The organism is Verrucomicrobiia bacterium (genome assembly GCA_036405135.1).
Classification (GTDB): domain Bacteria; phylum Verrucomicrobiota; class Verrucomicrobiia; order Limisphaerales; family JAEYXS01; genus JAEYXS01.
This window is the reverse complement of sequence record DASWYF010000002.1, coordinates 41,553-57,733: the sequence shown is the minus strand read 5'-3', so window position 1 is coordinate 57,733 and position 16,181 is coordinate 41,553. Positions and strand designations below refer to the sequence as shown.

14 protein-coding genes are annotated in these 16,181 nt (G+C 55.3%); 7 read left to right on the top strand and 7 right to left on the bottom strand.

The window, feature by feature from the left end:
• Positions 1 to 235 precede the first annotated feature (235 nt).
• Positions 236 to 3,334: a vitamin B12-dependent ribonucleotide reductase gene (locus VGH19_00300; protein HEY1169781.1), complete on the top strand. Its 3,099-nt coding sequence runs from the start codon at positions 236 to 238 to the stop codon at positions 3,332 to 3,334.
• A 176-nt stretch (positions 3,335 to 3,510) separates the two neighbouring features.
• Here the strand turns inward: VGH19_00300 and VGH19_00295 are convergent, their stop codons facing one another.
• Entirely contained in the window at positions 3,511 to 4,053 is a 543-nt protein-coding gene (locus tag VGH19_00295; GenBank protein ID HEY1169780.1) for a sigma-70 family RNA polymerase sigma factor, read from the bottom strand.
• Between the two features lie 15 nt (positions 4,054 to 4,068).
• Between VGH19_00295 and VGH19_00290 the strand changes: the two genes are divergently transcribed.
• Complete coding sequence (locus tag VGH19_00290; GenBank protein ID HEY1169779.1) at positions 4,069 to 4,209, top strand: hypothetical protein; 141 nt, start codon at positions 4,069 to 4,071, stop codon at positions 4,207 to 4,209.
• 37 nt (positions 4,210 to 4,246) lie between these two features.
• On the opposite strand, the gene VGH19_00285 is transcribed toward VGH19_00290, so the two are convergent.
• On the bottom strand, positions 4,247 to 5,134 hold the full coding sequence (locus VGH19_00285) for a LysR family transcriptional regulator (protein HEY1169778.1): 888 nt from the start codon (positions 5,132 to 5,134) through the stop codon (positions 4,247 to 4,249).
• 214 nt (positions 5,135 to 5,348) lie between these two features.
• Here VGH19_00285 and VGH19_00280 point away from each other — a divergent pair, with 214 nt between their 5' ends.
• Positions 5,349 to 6,284: a hypothetical protein gene (locus tag VGH19_00280; protein ID HEY1169777.1), complete on the top strand. Its 936-nt coding sequence runs from the start codon at positions 5,349 to 5,351 to the stop codon at positions 6,282 to 6,284.
• A 288-nt stretch (positions 6,285 to 6,572) separates the two neighbouring features.
• Here the strand turns inward: VGH19_00280 and recQ are convergent, their stop codons facing one another.
• Positions 6,573 to 8,759, bottom strand: a complete 2,187-nt coding sequence (gene recQ / locus VGH19_00275) for a DNA helicase RecQ (GenBank protein ID HEY1169776.1) — start codon at positions 8,757 to 8,759, stop codon at positions 6,573 to 6,575.
• Between the two features lie 99 nt (positions 8,760 to 8,858).
• Here recQ and VGH19_00270 point away from each other — a divergent pair, with 99 nt between their 5' ends.
• Positions 8,859 to 9,323, top strand: coding sequence for a protein tyrosine phosphatase family protein (locus VGH19_00270; GenBank protein HEY1169775.1), 465 nt, complete (start codon positions 8,859 to 8,861; stop codon positions 9,321 to 9,323).
• 118 nt (positions 9,324 to 9,441) lie between these two features.
• Positions 9,442 to 10,521 (top strand): 6-bladed beta-propeller, encoded by a 1,080-nt coding sequence (locus VGH19_00265; GenBank protein ID HEY1169774.1) that lies wholly within the window; start codon positions 9,442 to 9,444, stop codon positions 10,519 to 10,521.
• A gap of 114 nt (positions 10,522 to 10,635) precedes the next feature.
• On the opposite strand, the gene VGH19_00260 is transcribed toward VGH19_00265, so the two are convergent.
• From VGH19_00260 to VGH19_00250, 3 genes are all read right to left on the bottom strand, one after another.
• Complete coding sequence (locus VGH19_00260) at positions 10,636 to 11,175, bottom strand: cation transporter (GenBank protein ID HEY1169773.1); 540 nt, start codon at positions 11,173 to 11,175, stop codon at positions 10,636 to 10,638.
• 61 nt (positions 11,176 to 11,236) lie between these two features.
• Complete coding sequence (lnt, locus tag VGH19_00255; protein HEY1169772.1) at positions 11,237 to 12,853, bottom strand: apolipoprotein N-acyltransferase; 1,617 nt, start codon at positions 12,851 to 12,853, stop codon at positions 11,237 to 11,239.
• Between the two features lie 52 nt (positions 12,854 to 12,905).
• Entirely contained in the window at positions 12,906 to 13,391 is a 486-nt protein-coding gene (locus VGH19_00250) for a thioredoxin family protein (protein HEY1169771.1), read from the bottom strand.
• A 57-nt stretch (positions 13,392 to 13,448) separates the two neighbouring features.
• Between VGH19_00250 and VGH19_00245 the strand changes: the two genes are divergently transcribed.
• Positions 13,449 to 14,372: an aldo/keto reductase gene (locus VGH19_00245; protein ID HEY1169770.1), complete on the top strand. Its 924-nt coding sequence runs from the start codon at positions 13,449 to 13,451 to the stop codon at positions 14,370 to 14,372.
• A 77-nt stretch (positions 14,373 to 14,449) separates the two neighbouring features.
• Entirely contained in the window at positions 14,450 to 15,319 is an 870-nt protein-coding gene (locus tag VGH19_00240; protein ID HEY1169769.1) for an SGNH/GDSL hydrolase family protein, read from the top strand.
• 167 nt (positions 15,320 to 15,486) lie between these two features.
• Here the strand turns inward: VGH19_00240 and VGH19_00235 are convergent, their stop codons facing one another.
• On the bottom strand, positions 15,487 to 16,134 hold the full coding sequence (locus VGH19_00235) for a hypothetical protein (GenBank protein HEY1169768.1): 648 nt from the start codon (positions 16,132 to 16,134) through the stop codon (positions 15,487 to 15,489).
• Between the last annotated feature and the right edge of the window lie 47 nt (positions 16,135 to 16,181).

The following is a 16,181-nucleotide window of genomic DNA, read 5'->3' as shown; positions in this document are numbered from 1 at the left end:
AGCCACCTGTTTTCAACCACTTACAAAGAGTAAACGAAGCTAATAACTAATTTAGCAAATTTTGTGAAAATTCTCTTTACCATACTACAGGTTGTGTTAGGTTGCTTTTTGTTCCCCTACTAAAAGGGGTTACCCAATCGGATCAACCGGTTAGGCAGCCCTGAAAAGTAGTGAATTTGTTGCTTTTTAAGCGCCCTAATCAGCATTAACAAATTTAGCCCTGAAAGGTTTACCCATGATAGACGCCCGTGAAGGAGTTGTGTCGTCGTCTCCGGCCAAAAGCCGGCAGCGTAACCCCCGTGTGACCGCCTCTCGCTCGGCCAAGCCATCCCCTAAGAAACCGGCTAAGAAAAACCGGACTTTGGCGGTGGACCGCGTCTTCAGTGCCCCGGGTGTGCATCCTTTCGACCAGATCGAATGGGACAAGCGCACGGCTGAGATCACGGACGATAGCGGCAAGGTGATCTTCAAGCAGGAGAACGTCGAAGTTCCCAAGTCTTGGTCCCAGCTCGCCACGAAGGTCGTCGTCTCGAAGTATTTCTACGGCGAGATGAACACGCCTGAGCGCGAGACCTCCGTTCGGCAGCTCATCCATCGTGTGGCGCGCACGATCGCGGATTGGGGCATCAAGGACGGCTATTTCACCAAGGCTGACGGCGAACTCTTCTATCAGGAACTCGCTTGGCTGGGCATCAACCAATACGGCGCTTTCAACTCCCCTGTCTGGTTCAATGTCGGCTTGTATCACGAATACGGCATCGGCAAGAACTCTGCGCGTGGCAATTGGTTCTATAATCATGCCAAGGGCGAAGCCGAACGTGCCGCCACGCAGTATGAATATCCGCAAGGCAGCGCGTGCTTCATCCAGTCCGTCGAGGACAACATGGAGAGCATCATGCACCTCGCGTATGCCGAGGCCATGCTCTTCAAGTATGGTTCCGGCACCGGCTCCGATCTCTCCCCGATCCGTTCCAGCAAAGAAAAGCTGAGCGGTGGCGGTCGCCCGAGCGGTCCGATGTCCTTCCTGAAAGTTTATGACCAGGTGGCGAACGTCGTGAAGTCCGGTGGCAAGACCCGTCGTGCTGCGAAGATGAACACCTTGCGCGATTGGCACGGTGACATCGAAGAATTCATCGACGCCAAGCAGAAGGAAGAGAAGAAGGCTTGGGCGCTCATCGAGCAAGGTTACGATGGTTCCTACAATGGCGATGCCTACGGCTCCGTCATGTATCAGAACGAGAACCTTTCCGTGCGCGTGTCTGACGAATTCATGCAAGCCGCGCAGGACGGCAAGGAATGGCACACCAAGACGGTCACCGGCAAGCCGCTCCAGAAGAAGGATGCCTCCACGCTCCTGAATAAGATCGCGGAAGGCACGCATATCTGCGGCGATCCCGGCCTGCAATACGACGGTGCCATCCAGAAGTGGCACACGTGCAAAGGCACGGAGCCGATCCATTCTACGAATCCCTGCTCTGAGTACGTGTTCCTGAATAACACGGCGTGCAATCTCGCCTCGCTGAACCTCATGAAGTTCAAGCGCGAAGACGGCACATTCGATGTGACGCGCTTCAAGGCCGCTGTCCGAATCTACATCACAGCTCAAGAAATCTTAGTGGATAACGCGAGCTATCCTACGAAGGACATCGCTGAGAACTCCCATATCTTCCGCACGTTGGGTCTCGGTTACGCAAACCTCGGCTCGCTCGTGATGAGCTACGGCCTCGCTTATGATTCCGATGAAGGCCGCGCACTTGCCGGTGCCATCACCGCCATCATGACCGGTCAGGCATATGAGCAATCCGCGAATATCTCTGGTGCCAAGGGTGCCTTCAAAGGCTACCGCGATGCCCGTTGCTCGGGCGTGGCCAAGACGGTCGCCAAGGATAACGTCGAATCCATGCTCGGCGTCATCAAGCAACATCGCGATGCAGTGGAAGGCATCCAAGCGAGCAAAGACTTCGCTTATCTGAAGGATGAAGCCCGCCGCACGTGGACTCAGGCTTACGACCTCGGCAAAGCCAATGGCTATCGCAACGCCCAAGTCACCGTGCTCGCTCCGACTGGCACAATCGCGTTCTTGATGGATTGCGATACCACCGGCGTCGAACCTGACATCGCGTTGGTGAAGTACAAGCTTCTCGCCGGTGGCGGCATGCTCAAGATCGTGAACCGCACCGTCACTCAAGCGCTCAAGCGCTTGGGCTACGATGACAAGGCCATCGAAGGCATCGTCGCTCACGTGGACAAATTCGATACCATCGAAGACGTTCAGGAAAACGGCCAGACCATTCCGAGCGGTTTGAAGCCGGAACATCTCGAAGTGTTCGATTGCGCGTTCAAGGCTTATCGTGGCAAACGCAGCATCGGCTACATGGCGCATCTCAAGATGATGGGTGCCGCCCAGCCGTTCATCTCCGGCGCCATCTCCAAGACGGTGAACCTGCCGCAAGAAGCGACGGTCGCCGATATCCGCGATGCCTACGTGCAAGCGTGGAAGATGGGCCTCAAGTGCGTGGCCATCTATCGCGATGGTTCAAAGCGCTCCCAGCCGCTGAACACCAAGAAGACCAGCGAAGGTGCTGCCACGACAGAAGCCGCCACTGCGGCGAGCGAGCAAGTGGGCATTCTCGAAACGCGCATCAAGGAACTCGAAGGTCTGCTGGCCGATTTGCGCCGCGCCTCGAATCAACCGCTGCGCCGTCGCCTGCCGGAAACGCGCATGGCCATGAACCACAAGTTCGACATCGCCGGTCACGAAGGTTACCTCACCGTCGGTCTGTTCGATGACGGTCGCCCGGGCGAACTCTTCATCACCATGGCGAAGGAAGGTTCGACCATCGGTGGCCTTATGGACGCTGTCGCCACGCTCACCAGCATGTCACTCCAATACGGCGTGCCGTTGGAAGCGCTCGTGAAGAAATTCAGCCATCAACGCTTTGAACCGTCTGGCTTCACCAAGAATCCGGAAATCCGCAGCACGTCCTCCATCATCGACTACGTGTTCCGCTGGATGGCACTGCAATTCATCCCGGGTTACCGCGAAGCGGTGAACCCGAAGCAAGCTGAGTTGCCGATGCCAGACCTGATCCAGGAACTCAAAAAAAAAGTGAACAGGCCCGTGGCTGACCTGCCGCTGGCTGAGGACGACACGGTGACCGTGGACGCCTCCATCACGACCAGCAAAGGTGCTAAAGTGTTCGTGTCCCTGAGCGAGACCGTCTCGCACATGATGAAGGACGCGCCCACCTGCCCGAGCTGCGGTCACCTCGCAGTGCGCAATGGTGCCTGCTTCAAGTGCATCAACTGCGGCGAAAGTTTAGGTTGCTCGTAAGAGGAACCTCCTGAAAAGGGTGCATGAACCGGGTGATGGAAACATCGCCCGGTTTTTGTGCTTTTGGGCGTTTTTAAAAATACTCTAATGGATTTGGATATTCAGAGATATCCAATGGTTAGGCGAATGCACGAAGGAATTCCCGCCATTCTTTTGCAGCGCCAAGAGGCACGAATTCACCTTTCCTGTCCACATGTGCAATCCAAACACCCATGCGTTGCACACATTTGGCACACTGCTTCCACCTTCTCCTTGAGTTGTTGTCGGGCGCGATGATGTCGCACCCGTAGATTATTTGGTGTCACCCCCAGCGCTTTGGCCACGATTTCTGGGGTTTCTCCCTCCAAATCCAGCCGCCGCACCAGTTCGCCATACTCCGGCTTCAGCGTCGGCACTAACACTGCCACACAAGCACACGCTGTCCGCTCCTCTTCCTTATCTGGCGGCGACTTCATCTCCGCCTCAAACGACTCCATCGCCCGCTTATTCGCCGCCTTCCGCCGATACAGATCAATGATAGTCCGTCGCAGGATCCGATAAAACCACGCCGTGACATTCTCATCCTCCCGCAACTGCTCTGCCGACTTCACCGCTTTCAACAAACTCTCCTGCACCACATCCGCCGCCAGTTCCGGATCATTCACCCGCTTCCGGGCAAACGCCGTGAACATTTCCAACTGCGCCAGCAACTGTTCTTCGAGCGGTTTCATTCTCTTCATTCCCAATGCAGACGCATGAGCCAGCAAATCATTACACGAACGCCTGATGCAAAAGGAGCGCGGCTTTTAAGCCGCTTCAACTCCCATAAGCAAAACCAGGACGAAAAAGCATTTGCACTGACAAAGAACGGTTCAGCCATTCTTTTCACTGCTTGATTTGCGAATATTTAGGCGGCTTAAAAGCCGCGCTCCATCACTTACACCCGCAATCCTCCCGCAAACACGACAAAAACTCCTTCGCCGCCCGCCCCATCGTCCGTTTCTTCGGCCAAATCACCACGATCGCCCGCTCTGGTTTCGTGCCATCTAGTGAACGATACACCGGACGATTGCTCGGCCCGGATTCCAACGCCATCTGCGGCACGAGCGAAACACCCAGCCCCGTCGCCACCAATGCCTGCACCGTCTCCATCTGCGCGCTGCGGCAACTCACGTTCGGTTGAAAGTTTCGGCGATTGCAAAAGCCCAGCACTTGATCGCCGAGGCAATGCCCCTCTTTCATCAAGATGAACCGCTCATCCTCCAGATCCGTCACCTTCACCGATTTCTTTTTCGCCAACCCATGATTCACCGGCACGGCCAACAGCAATTCCTCAGAAAATAATTTCTCCACCTCAATGCCATTCTCTTCAATCGGCAGGCTCATGATGGCCAGGTCCACCTCAAATGCTGTCGTCATTTTCAGCAAACGCGCCGTCGTATCCTCCTGCACTACCACCTCGATGCCCGGGTATTTTCTCGAGAACTGAGCTATAACACCTGGCAGCAGATACGGCGCAATCGTCGGCAATGCCCCCACCGTCACCGTGCCGCGCACCAGCGCCTGCGTATCCTCCGCTTCACGCCGCGCCGCCTCCACTTCCTCCAATATCCGCAAAGCCCGCGGCAAGAAACTCTCTCCCGCTTCCGTCAGTTTCACCCCGCGCTTCAAACGATTGAACAGGCGCTGTCCCAATTCATCCTCCAGCTTCTGTATCTGCTGGCTCAACGAAGGTTGCGCCACATGGCAACGCTCCGCCGCGCGCGAGAAGTTTCCCGTCTTAGCCACCGCCACCACATATCTGAGCTGATGCAGTTCCATAGTCTGAACCTATCATAGAGTTAGCTAAGAAGTATTTCAACTATCGCGATGATTTGCGGTAGTCTGGTTGAAATCAAATCTCGGCCGACAGGTTTTTGCCCTGTCGGGAGCAAGGTCAGACTGATTCGTAAAAGTTCGGAAACAAATTTGAATATATGTGCAGGCACAAGCGTCTGCGCCCGTGAATTAACCGTGTTATATTTTTGTCGTACCCATGCCTGGCGTAAATTGGACCTCTGAAGACAAAGAAAAACTCGCTGACCTCGTCAAAGCGGGTCACGGTCCGCTGTCGATTCATCGCCTCGGCTGCTTCTCGGCGAATGGCCATGGCGTCCGCTCCGTCGATGCCATCGCCCAACAGATCCGCCGCATGCATCTCGCGAGCCCGGAAAACTCCGAACGTGCACGGAAAGCCCATCAACGCGGCGCTTCCGTACCACTGGAATCCCGCCGTCAGGCCACGGAATACCTTCGTCGCAATGGTGCCGATGTGCCGGTGCAAGTCGTCGCTGAAAAGTTCGGCGTCACCATTTCTTGGGTGCGTCGCACCTTAAAACAGTTGGGCATCCAACGCTCTTGGGCCGCGACTGCCGCCCATCCCCTCTCCCGCTTTCACAATCCTGAGTATCGTGCCGAAGTTTCCAAACGCGTCTCCGCCTGGGCCAAGGAAAAAGCCAAGGAACATGAGCAGGAACTGAAAGCGCATAAGGTGCAATTGCTCCGCGAATCCCCCAAGCACGCCAAACGCTGCTGTGAACAATGCAAAGAAACGTGGCCGCTGACGCCGGAGTTTTTCGCCGCCACGCAACACAACGGCTCCAGCAAGGTCTACTATCTCTATACCTGCCGTCTCTGCGCCGCCGCCAATCGCCATCATGAAGATAGCGGTGACCGCGCACATCCCCGCACGGAACGCTTGGCCCGCACCTTAAATGAACGCGCGGAGGACGTGCGCGCCTTAAAGCATCCGCCCAAAGAGAAACGCTGCATCGCGTGCTGGAAAGACTGGCCGCTCACCAAAGAATTCTGGCGCAGCTCGGAACTGAAATCCGGCCACACCTATTTCGAGCCTAGATGCCGCCTCTGCCAGAACACCAAACGCCGCAGTGATGAGAAGGCCCGCAAAGCTAGGTCTGGTTGGGGACGGTAAACTCCTTATTCTGTAGCCGCCGACATTAGTCGGCGCATGCTATTTCGGTAGCTGTGCCATTAGGCACAAAAGATTCATAGCAGCGGCTTTCAAGCCGCTGTATAGCCCTCTGAAACCCATCGTCGCATAGCGACGAAAGAACTTCATTACCGCTCTGGGAAATCTTGCGTCACTACGTGACGCTATTTCTTTTTGACCTCCAGCACGGGTTAACACCCGTGCCTATGAATCTCACGCTCGCTAACGCGAGCAAACTGCTTTGCCCTATCGGCTAGATTAACGACAAATCTAACTCACCTGCCCGCTCCGCGCCGCTGCCCGCATGATGTGCAGCTCGGGATAATCATATCCCTCACCCAATTTATCCTTCACCGGCCCGAGCGATTCCAAGCCGCACTGATCAAACGCCTGCAAAATAGCCGCATGCTTCTTCTTCGGCACCAGCTTCTCAATATCCACCGGCTCACCCAATTCAATCGCCTTCGCCAGATGCGTCGCCACGGTGCCCACGGCGATTTTCCGCTCCCGGGCGATCTCTTCCAAGGTGCGACCTCCGCGAAACATCTTTAGCGAAACAAAGTGCGAATCACCCAACGTTTCCGGATTCAAATCCCGCTGCATCTTGCGGATAAGTTGTCCCGTATTCCCACCGGCAAACATCTGGCGGGGATTATTCTTCAGGTGATTACGGATAGCCTCGCAGAACACCTCGCAGAACTCCGCCAACTTCTTCGCACCTACGCCGGAGATATTGGCAAACTCATCGCTGCTCACCGGATAGCTTCGCGCCATCTCACGCAACGACGTATCGCCGAAGATGATGTAACTCGGCACACCCCGTTCCTCGGCCAACTTGCGACGCAGATCGCGCAACACATCGAACAAGCCTTCATCGCACTGGATCTGGCCAGGCTTCACCTTCTTCACCACCGGCGCTTCCATCTGTCGCGTGAGTGTGATGGCTTTGCGCTCTTTGAGCGCCATCACACCTTCTGCCGCAAGATCCAAAGTCATGAATTGCCCCGTCAACTGCCGCACTAAGCCCATCCGCATCAATTCGCGGCCGATGCCCTGCCAATCTGTTCGGCTATGCTCTTTCCCGATGCCATACGTGGATAATGTATCATGCCCCCACCGCCGCACATTCTCTGTCTCCGCCCCGGTCAACACTTCCACCACCTGATTCAACCCAAAGGTGATGCCGCTTTTCTGTTTCATGCGAAACACGCACGACATGAACTTCTGCGCTGCCACCGTGCCATCGAATTTTTCACGCGGTGCCAGGCAGTTATCGCAAGCACCACAATTTTCTTCCGTGAATTTCTCGCTAAAATAACGCAACAAGACTACACGCCGACACTCGCTGCTTTCCGCGTAATGGGTCATCAGAGCGAGTTGTTCCAGTGCGACCCGCTGCTCTTCTTCACTTGGTTTCTCAGAGATGAATTTCTTTTGCTTCATCTCATCGCCCACGCTGAAAAGCAGCAGACAATCCGAGGGCAACCCATCGCGCCCCGCACGGCCCGTCTCCTGGTAATAACTCTCGATGTTCTTCGGCAGATCGTGATGCACCACGAAGCGCACGTTCGGTTTGTTGATGCCCATGCCGAAGGCGATGGTCGCGCAAATCACCCGCACCTCATCACGCAAAAACTTCTCCTGATTCTTCGCCCGCTCCTCCGCCTCCATCTGCCCGTGATAGTGCGCCGCCGGGATGCCATCAAAACGTAATTGTGCGGCCAGCTTCTCCGTCGTCGCGCGTGCCTGGCAATACACAATACCGCTCTCATCCTTCCGCGCTCGCAGGAACTCCAGCAACTGCGCATACGCTTTCGACTTCGGCACGATGCGGTAATTCAGGTTCGGTCGATTGAAACTCGCGACATACACCGCCGGATCGCGCAGGTGCAACTGATTGACGATGTCTGACCGCACCCGATCCGTGGCCGTAGCTGTGAGCGCCATCATCGGCACATCGGGCAAGCGACTACGCAAAGTCGCGAGCTGACGATACTCAGGACGAAAATCATGTCCCCATTCACTGATGCAATGCGCCTCATCCACCGCCACCAGAGCCGTCTTCCAACGCTTCAGTGAATCGATGAAGCCGGGCAGCATCAGACGTTCCGGCGCGACATACAGGAGCTTGTAATCACCATCGTTCAACTTGCGCAAACGTGCGCCACCTTCGGCATTGGTGATGGAAGAATTCAGGAACGTGGCCGGGACACCTGCCGTGGTCAGCGCATCCACCTGATCTTTCATCAAGGCGATGAGCGGCGAGATGACAACGGTGAGGCCATTGCGCGCTAGTGCAGGTAACTGGTAGCAGAGTGACTTGCCACCACCTGTCGGCAGCAGGGCAAATACATCGCGACCCGCCAACGAATCACGGATGATCCCCGCTTGCTGCGGACGAAAGGCGGTGTAACCGAAGTACTGCTTTAATAGGGAAAGCAACTCCTGCTCAGACACGCGCGCAAATTACGAACGCCACGGATGAAAGACAACTTTGAAACCAAGGGAATTTTGACAGTGATTGTCCTTAGGCTGTGAAAGTGTTAAATAAACCACATGTCGGGGATCGAAAGCATCAAGGCCTACTTCTGTGTGGATGAAAACCTCTCCACCAGCGGCATGCCGCGTCCGGAACAGTTCGCGGATATCGCCCAAGCTGGCTTCGAGGTCGTCATTAATCTCGCTTTACCGACATCTGACAATGCTTTGCCCAACGAAGGCGAACTGGTCACCCGTGCAGGCATGACTTATATCCACATACCTGTGAATTTCGAGAACCCTCCGGCGGCAGACTTCGAACGTTTCACACGACTTCTCTCTGCCAGTGCAGGACAAAAGGTTTGGGTGCATTGCGCTGCAAATATGCGCGTCTCTGCTTTCGTTTTCCTGCATCGCCTGCGTACTAATAGCGCATCCCGTGCTGATGCCGAGCGTGATCTCCGTCGTATCTGGGAGCCGGAAGATGCTTGGCGCGAGCTATTGAACGCGCAACTGGTCAAAATGGGACAGAATCCTCTGTAAAACGCCTTGCGGCTTGCTCCTGCGTCCGATTTTCGCTTAATTCTCCGCCCGTTGTGCCGGCTTAGACCACGAGCCTGAGGCAACCTTTAAGTGGTCACTCCCCCTTTTTGATTTGGACATGAAGACGTATTGTTTTGCTTTGAACTGGAAGAAATTGACGTTGTTGGCCGCGACTATGTTGCTCACGGCGATCAACGCCTCGGCGCATTCGGAAACGAATACGCCGCCGCCATTCGATGACACCAAGTGGAACACCGTCATCACCACGGGTTCCGGCGTGAACACGTATCAGACGGTGCCGAACTGGGCGCAGATCCCCACCAAGTTGCAGCTCGGCCCCACGCACGGCAGCGCCATCGTGGACAAGCAAGGGCTGGTCTATGTGAGCACGGATTCCACAAACGGTTTCTACGTCTTCTCCGCTGACGGCAAACTCGCCCGCACGATGGCCCCGGAACTTTCTGGTGTGCATGGCATGGTCATCCGCGAGGAGAACGGCAAGGAATTCATTTACGGCGGCCAAGTGGCCAAGGCTCGCGCCGTGAAGTTCACGCTGGATGGCGAGATCGTCCTTTCCCTGCCCTATCCTAAAGAAGCGAACGTGTATCCCGAAGGCAAAGGCTACAAGCCCACCAGCGTGGCTGTCGCGCCGAATGGCGATATCTTCGTGGCGGATGGTTACGGTCTCTCCTTCATCCACAAGTATGATGCCAAGGGCGCTTACGTGAAGACCTTCGGCGGTCGCGGCAAGGACGACGGGAAATTCGCCGTGTGCCACGGCATCGCGATGGATACGCGCTCGGGCAAACCGCTCTTGCTTGTCTGTGATCGCGAGAATCGCCGCCTGCAACATTACGATCTCGAAGGCAATTTCGTCGCCACGCTCGCAACGAACCTCCGCCGCCCCTGCGCTGTGTCCATCCACAACGGCAATGTGGCCATCGCAGAACTCGAAGGCCGCGTGACCATTCTCGATAAGAACAACCAGATCGCCGCGCACTTGGGCGACAATCCCGATCGCACGCTGTGGGCGAAATTCGACGTGGCTCCGAACCTCTGGGTGCCCGGCGTCTTCACCGCGCCACACGGACTCACCTATGATGCCGCTGGCAATCTCTATGTGCAGGACTGGAACAAAACCGGTCGCGTGACCAAGCTGCTCAAGGCTCCGCAAACGACCAGCACCGCGGCCAAGTAATCATTCGATCTCTCTAATGCAAAAAGGCGGCCTGCGGGCCGCCTTTTTTATTCCGGGAAGAGAAAACCCGGACAGTGACTGTCCGGGTTTTTCGTAAGATGATTTAAGAGCCGGTTACTTCTTTTCCTTATCCTTCTCCAGCTTGGCGTTCAGGCCCGCTTCGTTCAGGGAAGCGATCAGCGCCTTCGGGCTGAAGTTGCCTTTGATGGTAGCTTCCTTGCCCTTGTTCTCGGCATTGTGCTCAGTCACGCCGTCCACTTTCTTCACAGCCGCATCAAAAGCTTTCACGCATTTGCCGCAGCAGAGATGCAGGCCGGTGATCTTCAAGGAAGCCACCTTGGTGTCGTCGATCTTGTCGTTGTTGATCTTGATCTTGGCATGGTCAGACTTGCCGTAGTAACCCGCCTTGCCCACAGCGTTCACAGCCTTCTTGGCCGTATCGTCGTCCTTGGCCGTGACGGTCACCGTGCCGTCATCCTGGCTGGCAACCACGGTGGCACCTTCCACCTTGCTGACAGAGGATTCAATGCCCTTCACACAACTGCCGCAGCAGAGGTGGACATTGGTGAGTTTGACCTTGGTCTCGGCCATGGCCATGGAGGCCGGGATGAGACTGAGTGCCGCGACGATTGCGAGTGTTTTAAGCGATTTCATGATCAATAATAAATGATTTAAGCTATCTGGGCATCAAACGCTATAGGTCGGAGGTTTGGTTTCAAGAATTATTCCGCTTACGCCAGCCGAAAATGACCAGTCCGAAAAATACAACTACGCAACTCCAGCCGAACACATCACCGTAGCGCGTATAGAACGTGACCGGGAATTGCCTGATGGGTACAGTCACCACATCAAATCCTTCCCGATAAACGTCTTTCTCTCCGAACGAAGAGACCGTCATCCGCCCCCAGGCGTCCACCCAGCAGGTCAGTCCATTATTAGTACAGCGCACAAGCGGACGACGGTTCTCCACCGCCCGAAAAGCCGCATTGGCCGCATGCTGCCATTGGGCTGCGCTTTCCCCGAACCAGCCGTTGTTCGTCAGGTTAATAAGCAGATTCACATCTTCCTTCACCCCTTGCCGTACAAAATGCGGAAAGATGTCTTCAAAACAGATCAAGATGGAAGAGCGCACACCGAGCCCATCCAGAGAGAACGGAGTCTGGTCTTTGCCGGGTGTGAACCCCCCTTCGATCGGAGTAAACCATTTTAAGAACGGTAATGAATCGGAGAACGGCACGTATTCCCCGAACACCACGAGCTTTTGCTTGTCATGCTTGCTTGCCAACTCCCCCTTTGGAGAGATCAGGAAACTGCTGTTGTAGTAAATCCCGTCATTGGGATCTTCAGTGGCTGTGTTGGCCTCGGCATCGTCCGCACCCACGATCAACCAGACCTGATGCTTCCAAGCCAACCGGGTCACATCCCGGAGAAGTTTCTCATCATAACGCAGCAATCCCGGCGTGGCGGCTTCCGGCCAAAGAATCACGTCCGGTTTCACCTCCAGGGCGAGCTCTGTAAGTTTCCACACTTTGCTGAAAGCCTGTTTGTTGGCCTCGGCATCCCATTTCACCGTTTGCGGGATGCTCGGCTGGATCAGTGCAAAGCGGACCTCCCGTTGCGACGCATCGACGACCATCATCTCCATCAAACCCAAGCCGCTCAAAACCATCACCGTGCCCAATGGCAAAAAGACTTCCTTCAGCCAAGCCCATAAAGCGATCTGCCGCTGGCGGATAATATACATGGCATTAACCAGCGATGCTGAAAACCAGATGACCATGAATGACACACCATACACCCCTGTCCATGATGCGATCTGGATCAAGGGAGTGAACCGGTATTGGGAAACACCCAGTGTCAACCATGGGAAGCCCGTCAATATGCGCGCCATGCACATCTCCAGTCCTGCCCAAATGGCAGCGCAACCTAACGACCATATCACGCGCTGCGACCATGCTGATTCATCCTTCACCCCTGACGAATCCCTCTTAAACAAATCTGATGGAGCCAGACGCAAACAAAGCCAGACCCAAAACCCGTAATACAAAGCTTGCCACGCAGATAACGCAAGCCAGCCCAGTATGGGAAAAAACTTAACCGGGATGAACCACAGCCAGTAAAGTGAAGTGAGATTGAAACCCAGACCGAAGAGCCAGCCGTAGAGAAACCTCTTCTTCCCCGTCTCCCCACCAGATGCCACCCAAAGCGCCAATGAAGGTGCGATCCACGCGCACACGGCAAGATGCGCTTTCGGAAACGCCAGCGACAGCAACACACCCACCAGCAGGGCCAACGTGCTGCGCGCGCAGAATATCGCTTTGAGTTTGGACATGAACAACGCGCGGCAGCTTGCCGCACATTTGCGAAAACACAAGTGGAAGGGTTCACTTCACCGCCTGCATCCGTTGGCGAAAACGTGCCGCCTCCTCAAAACCCACCAGCCGGACCCGTGTGCGTTCCTCTCCATTTCCATCCATGAACATCACCGTCGGCAAAGCCATCACGGCATATTTCTGCCCGACCTTCGCCATCTCCCCTTCAGGACTGGTGAGATCCACATTGAAACGGACGAACCGCTGCGCTTCGGCCTGCACATCGAGATCGGTGAACGTTTCCCGGCGCAACTTATGGCAGGGCCCGCACCAGTCCGCTGAGAAATAGATCATCACCGTCTTTTTCTGCGCCAGCGCTACTTTCAAAGCTGTTTCGGAATAAACCTCCCAAGTCACGCCAGCTTTCTTGGTGTCTCCTTTGAAAATATTCAGGAACACGCTACCCAACAGCAATCCCAGCACTACCACGGCAAAGTAAGGCGCCAATTCCTGCATCCGTCTCTTCCCGCCATTATCTTTTGCCTGTTCCAAGGTCATCGCTTTTCACTTTGCTGTTTTACTTCAGACAGCTTAACTACGCACATCATTCAACGTATGCAAAGCATTCTTCTGGGTTCCAGTTCCATCCGCGTCACCCGCCTTTCTTATGGTTGCTGGCGCATCGCCGAGAACGGCGAGAAAGATTACGCCGCCGCTCGCGAGGCTGTCTTGGCCGCCGTCGATACCGGTTACACCTTCTTCGACCATGCGGACATCTATTGCGACGGACATTCGGAGATCGCCTTCAGTCGTGTGTTGAAAGAGGTGAAAGGCTTGCGCGAACGTTTGATCATTGCCACGAAATGCGGCATCCGTAAACCCGATGAAAAGCTGGGCCATCCGGTGCGTTATGATTTCAGCAAGGATTACATCCTGAACTGCTGCGATGCCTCGTTGCAACGCCTCGGCGTCGAGACGATTGATCTCTATCAATTGCATCGCCCGGATTGGCTCTGCGATCCGTTTGAAGTCGCCCATGCGTTCAGCAAGTTGCGCCAAAGCGGCAAGGTGCGTGAATTCGGTGTGAGCAATTTCAGCCCCCCACAAGTCTCCATGCTGCAAGCGGCCCTGCCCTTCCCCATCCTGAGCAATCAGGTGGAGATCAGCCTCATGCAGATCGAAAGATTCACGGATGGCACGCTGGATCAATGCCTCGAGCGTCGCATGACGCCGATGGCGTGGAGCCCGCTCGGCGGCGGCTTGCTGGGTAACGGCGCGAGCAGCCTGCTGCCCGGCCAGATGAAGTATGATCCAGCCCGCGTCACCGCCGCTCTCGACAAGCTGGCGAAGGAACTCGGCAGCACGCGCTCCACGGTGGCACTCGCTTGGCTACTCAAGCATCCAAGCAAGATTGTACCGATCGTGGGCTCACCGAATCCAGCGCACATCCGCAGTGCGGCAGAGTGCCTGAACGTAAATCTCACTCGGGAACAGTGGTATACCTTGCTGGAAGCTGCACGAGGTGAGCGATTGCCGTAAGTGGAGCGCGGCTCTCCGAGCCGCAGCAACTACCGCAAACCAAAAAGGTTTTAGACATGCTCAACGCGCTCGAAATTATGGACCTTGCTGCGACTCGGAGAGTCGCGCTCCGTAAGCCCTGCACTCTGGTCGCTGTAGCTACTGCGTGCTTTATCACCAGCTTCAGTCTTTCCGCCGCCGATGCCACCAAATCCGCCGAGCCCACCAACGCCGCTGAAGCCGCTGCCAAAAAAGCGGCGGCAGACAAGGCCTTGAATGAAACTTACCAGAAGTGGAAAGCCACTTTGCCGCCTGAACATCAGGCGTGGGAAACCGTCTTACAGCAAAATCTCGGCTCGTTCTATTTCCCCATTCACCAAAAGGAAAAGGTAAACGGCATCGCGAATGCATGGGATTACGTGAAGGATGATCCCAAGTTGCCACGCGTACTCTTGATCGGTGATTCCGTTTCACGCGGCTATACCATGGCCACGCGTGCGGCGTTGATCGGCAAGGCTAACGTGCATCGTGCCCCGGAGAATTGCGGCCCCACCGCCAACGGCTTGAAGAAGCTCGATGTGTGGCTAGGCAACGGCAAATGGGATGTCATCCACTTCAACTTCGGCATCCATGATCGTGCCACGCCATTGGCGGATTATGAAAAGCGTTTAGAGGAAATCATCACACGTTTGGCGAAAACCGGAGCCAAACTCGTCTGGGCCAGTTCCACACCCATCCCGGATGATGCCGCCAAAAAACAAACCGCTGCATCCATCGTGGAACGGAATGAGATCGCAGCCAAGCTGGCGAAGAAGCACGGCATGGTAATAGATGACCTGTTCACGTTCATCACGCCCCAGCTCCCTACATTGCAGAATCCGAATGACGTGCATTTCAACGCCAAAGGTTACGAGGCGCTAGGCAAACAGGTGGCGAAGGTGATTGAAGAGAACCTAAAGCCACGGTAGGGCGAGGCTGTGAGCGTGCTCATCTTGCCCTACTCTTTCTCCTATCACTTGCCCCCCTCTGTCCACTACTTCGGGGGAACCTCAAAGCGGGGTAAACTTCCAATGCTCAACTTTTGAATGTTCAGAGAGGGGTAATGGGATTGATAGGTCTCTAAAATAGGACTTTATCAAGGTGGCGACAGTTTCGCAGGTTGATTGGTGGTTGGTGCAAAATAGGGGTTGAAGCTGGGTATCATCACCCCGACTTCCGCCACTTTGTTCATGCCTTTGAAGGGGTTGCCGCTTTTGTGTTCATAGTCACCTAAAATGGCGCTATCGAACAAAATGCTGCCACGGGTGGCGACGCCGAGTTTCCGTACGTCCCGCTTGCCTGCTTTATCCATGATGCTGGCAGCCGAGACGTAGGCGATATTGACGAGTTCTTTTCTGGCTTCTGTCTCATAGCGTTTCATCTCCGGCACGTGGATGAGGAAGATGCAAGAATCCTGGTTCAGCTGGCAGAAGACGATGAACTCGCCTTTGGTCAGCAGCTTCATATCGATGGAATCAGGGTTGCCGCCGGTGAAGACTTCTTGCCGGGCTTGTTTCATCATTTGCGAGAGTTCTTCGGCGAGAGACTTGGCTTCCGGTGTGTTGCCGTGGGCGATGCCTTGTCGGGAGCTCATGATTAGTTTGGCGGCCTCAGAGATCGCTTCGGCCCCGGGGTCTTTGGCCAGCGAATTATTTTGCATATAAGCTCTGAACTGCACTGCGCGATAGCCGATGAAGGCGGCGAAGAGAAAGGCGATGGTGAAGAACGCGATCTGGATCTTCACCCATTTGCTCTTGGACGAAGGTGTTTTTACGGATAACGGCGGCGGTT

Coding starts and splice junctions, on each gene's coding strand:
- VGH19_00300 (HEY1169781.1), top strand. CDS start 236: ATGATAGACGCCCGTGAAGGAGTTGTGTCGTCGTCTCCGGCCAAAAGC.
- VGH19_00295 (HEY1169780.1), bottom strand. CDS start 4,053: ATGAAGAGAATGAAACCGCTCGAAGAACAGTTGCTGGCGCAGTTGGAA.
- VGH19_00290 (HEY1169779.1), top strand. CDS start 4,069: ATGAGCCAGCAAATCATTACACGAACGCCTGATGCAAAAGGAGCGCGG.
- VGH19_00285 (HEY1169778.1), bottom strand. CDS start 5,134: ATGGAACTGCATCAGCTCAGATATGTGGTGGCGGTGGCTAAGACGGGA.
- VGH19_00280 (HEY1169777.1), top strand. CDS start 5,349: ATGCCTGGCGTAAATTGGACCTCTGAAGACAAAGAAAAACTCGCTGAC.
- VGH19_00270 (HEY1169775.1), top strand. CDS start 8,859: ATGTCGGGGATCGAAAGCATCAAGGCCTACTTCTGTGTGGATGAAAAC.
- VGH19_00265 (HEY1169774.1), top strand. CDS start 9,442: ATGAAGACGTATTGTTTTGCTTTGAACTGGAAGAAATTGACGTTGTTG.
- VGH19_00260 (HEY1169773.1), bottom strand. CDS start 11,175: ATGAAATCGCTTAAAACACTCGCAATCGTCGCGGCACTCAGTCTCATC.
- lnt (HEY1169772.1), bottom strand. CDS start 12,853: ATGTCCAAACTCAAAGCGATATTCTGCGCGCGCAGCACGTTGGCCCTG.
- VGH19_00250 (HEY1169771.1), bottom strand. CDS start 13,391: ATGACCTTGGAACAGGCAAAAGATAATGGCGGGAAGAGACGGATGCAG.
- VGH19_00245 (HEY1169770.1), top strand. CDS start 13,449: ATGCAAAGCATTCTTCTGGGTTCCAGTTCCATCCGCGTCACCCGCCTT.
- VGH19_00240 (HEY1169769.1), top strand. CDS start 14,450: ATGGACCTTGCTGCGACTCGGAGAGTCGCGCTCCGTAAGCCCTGCACT.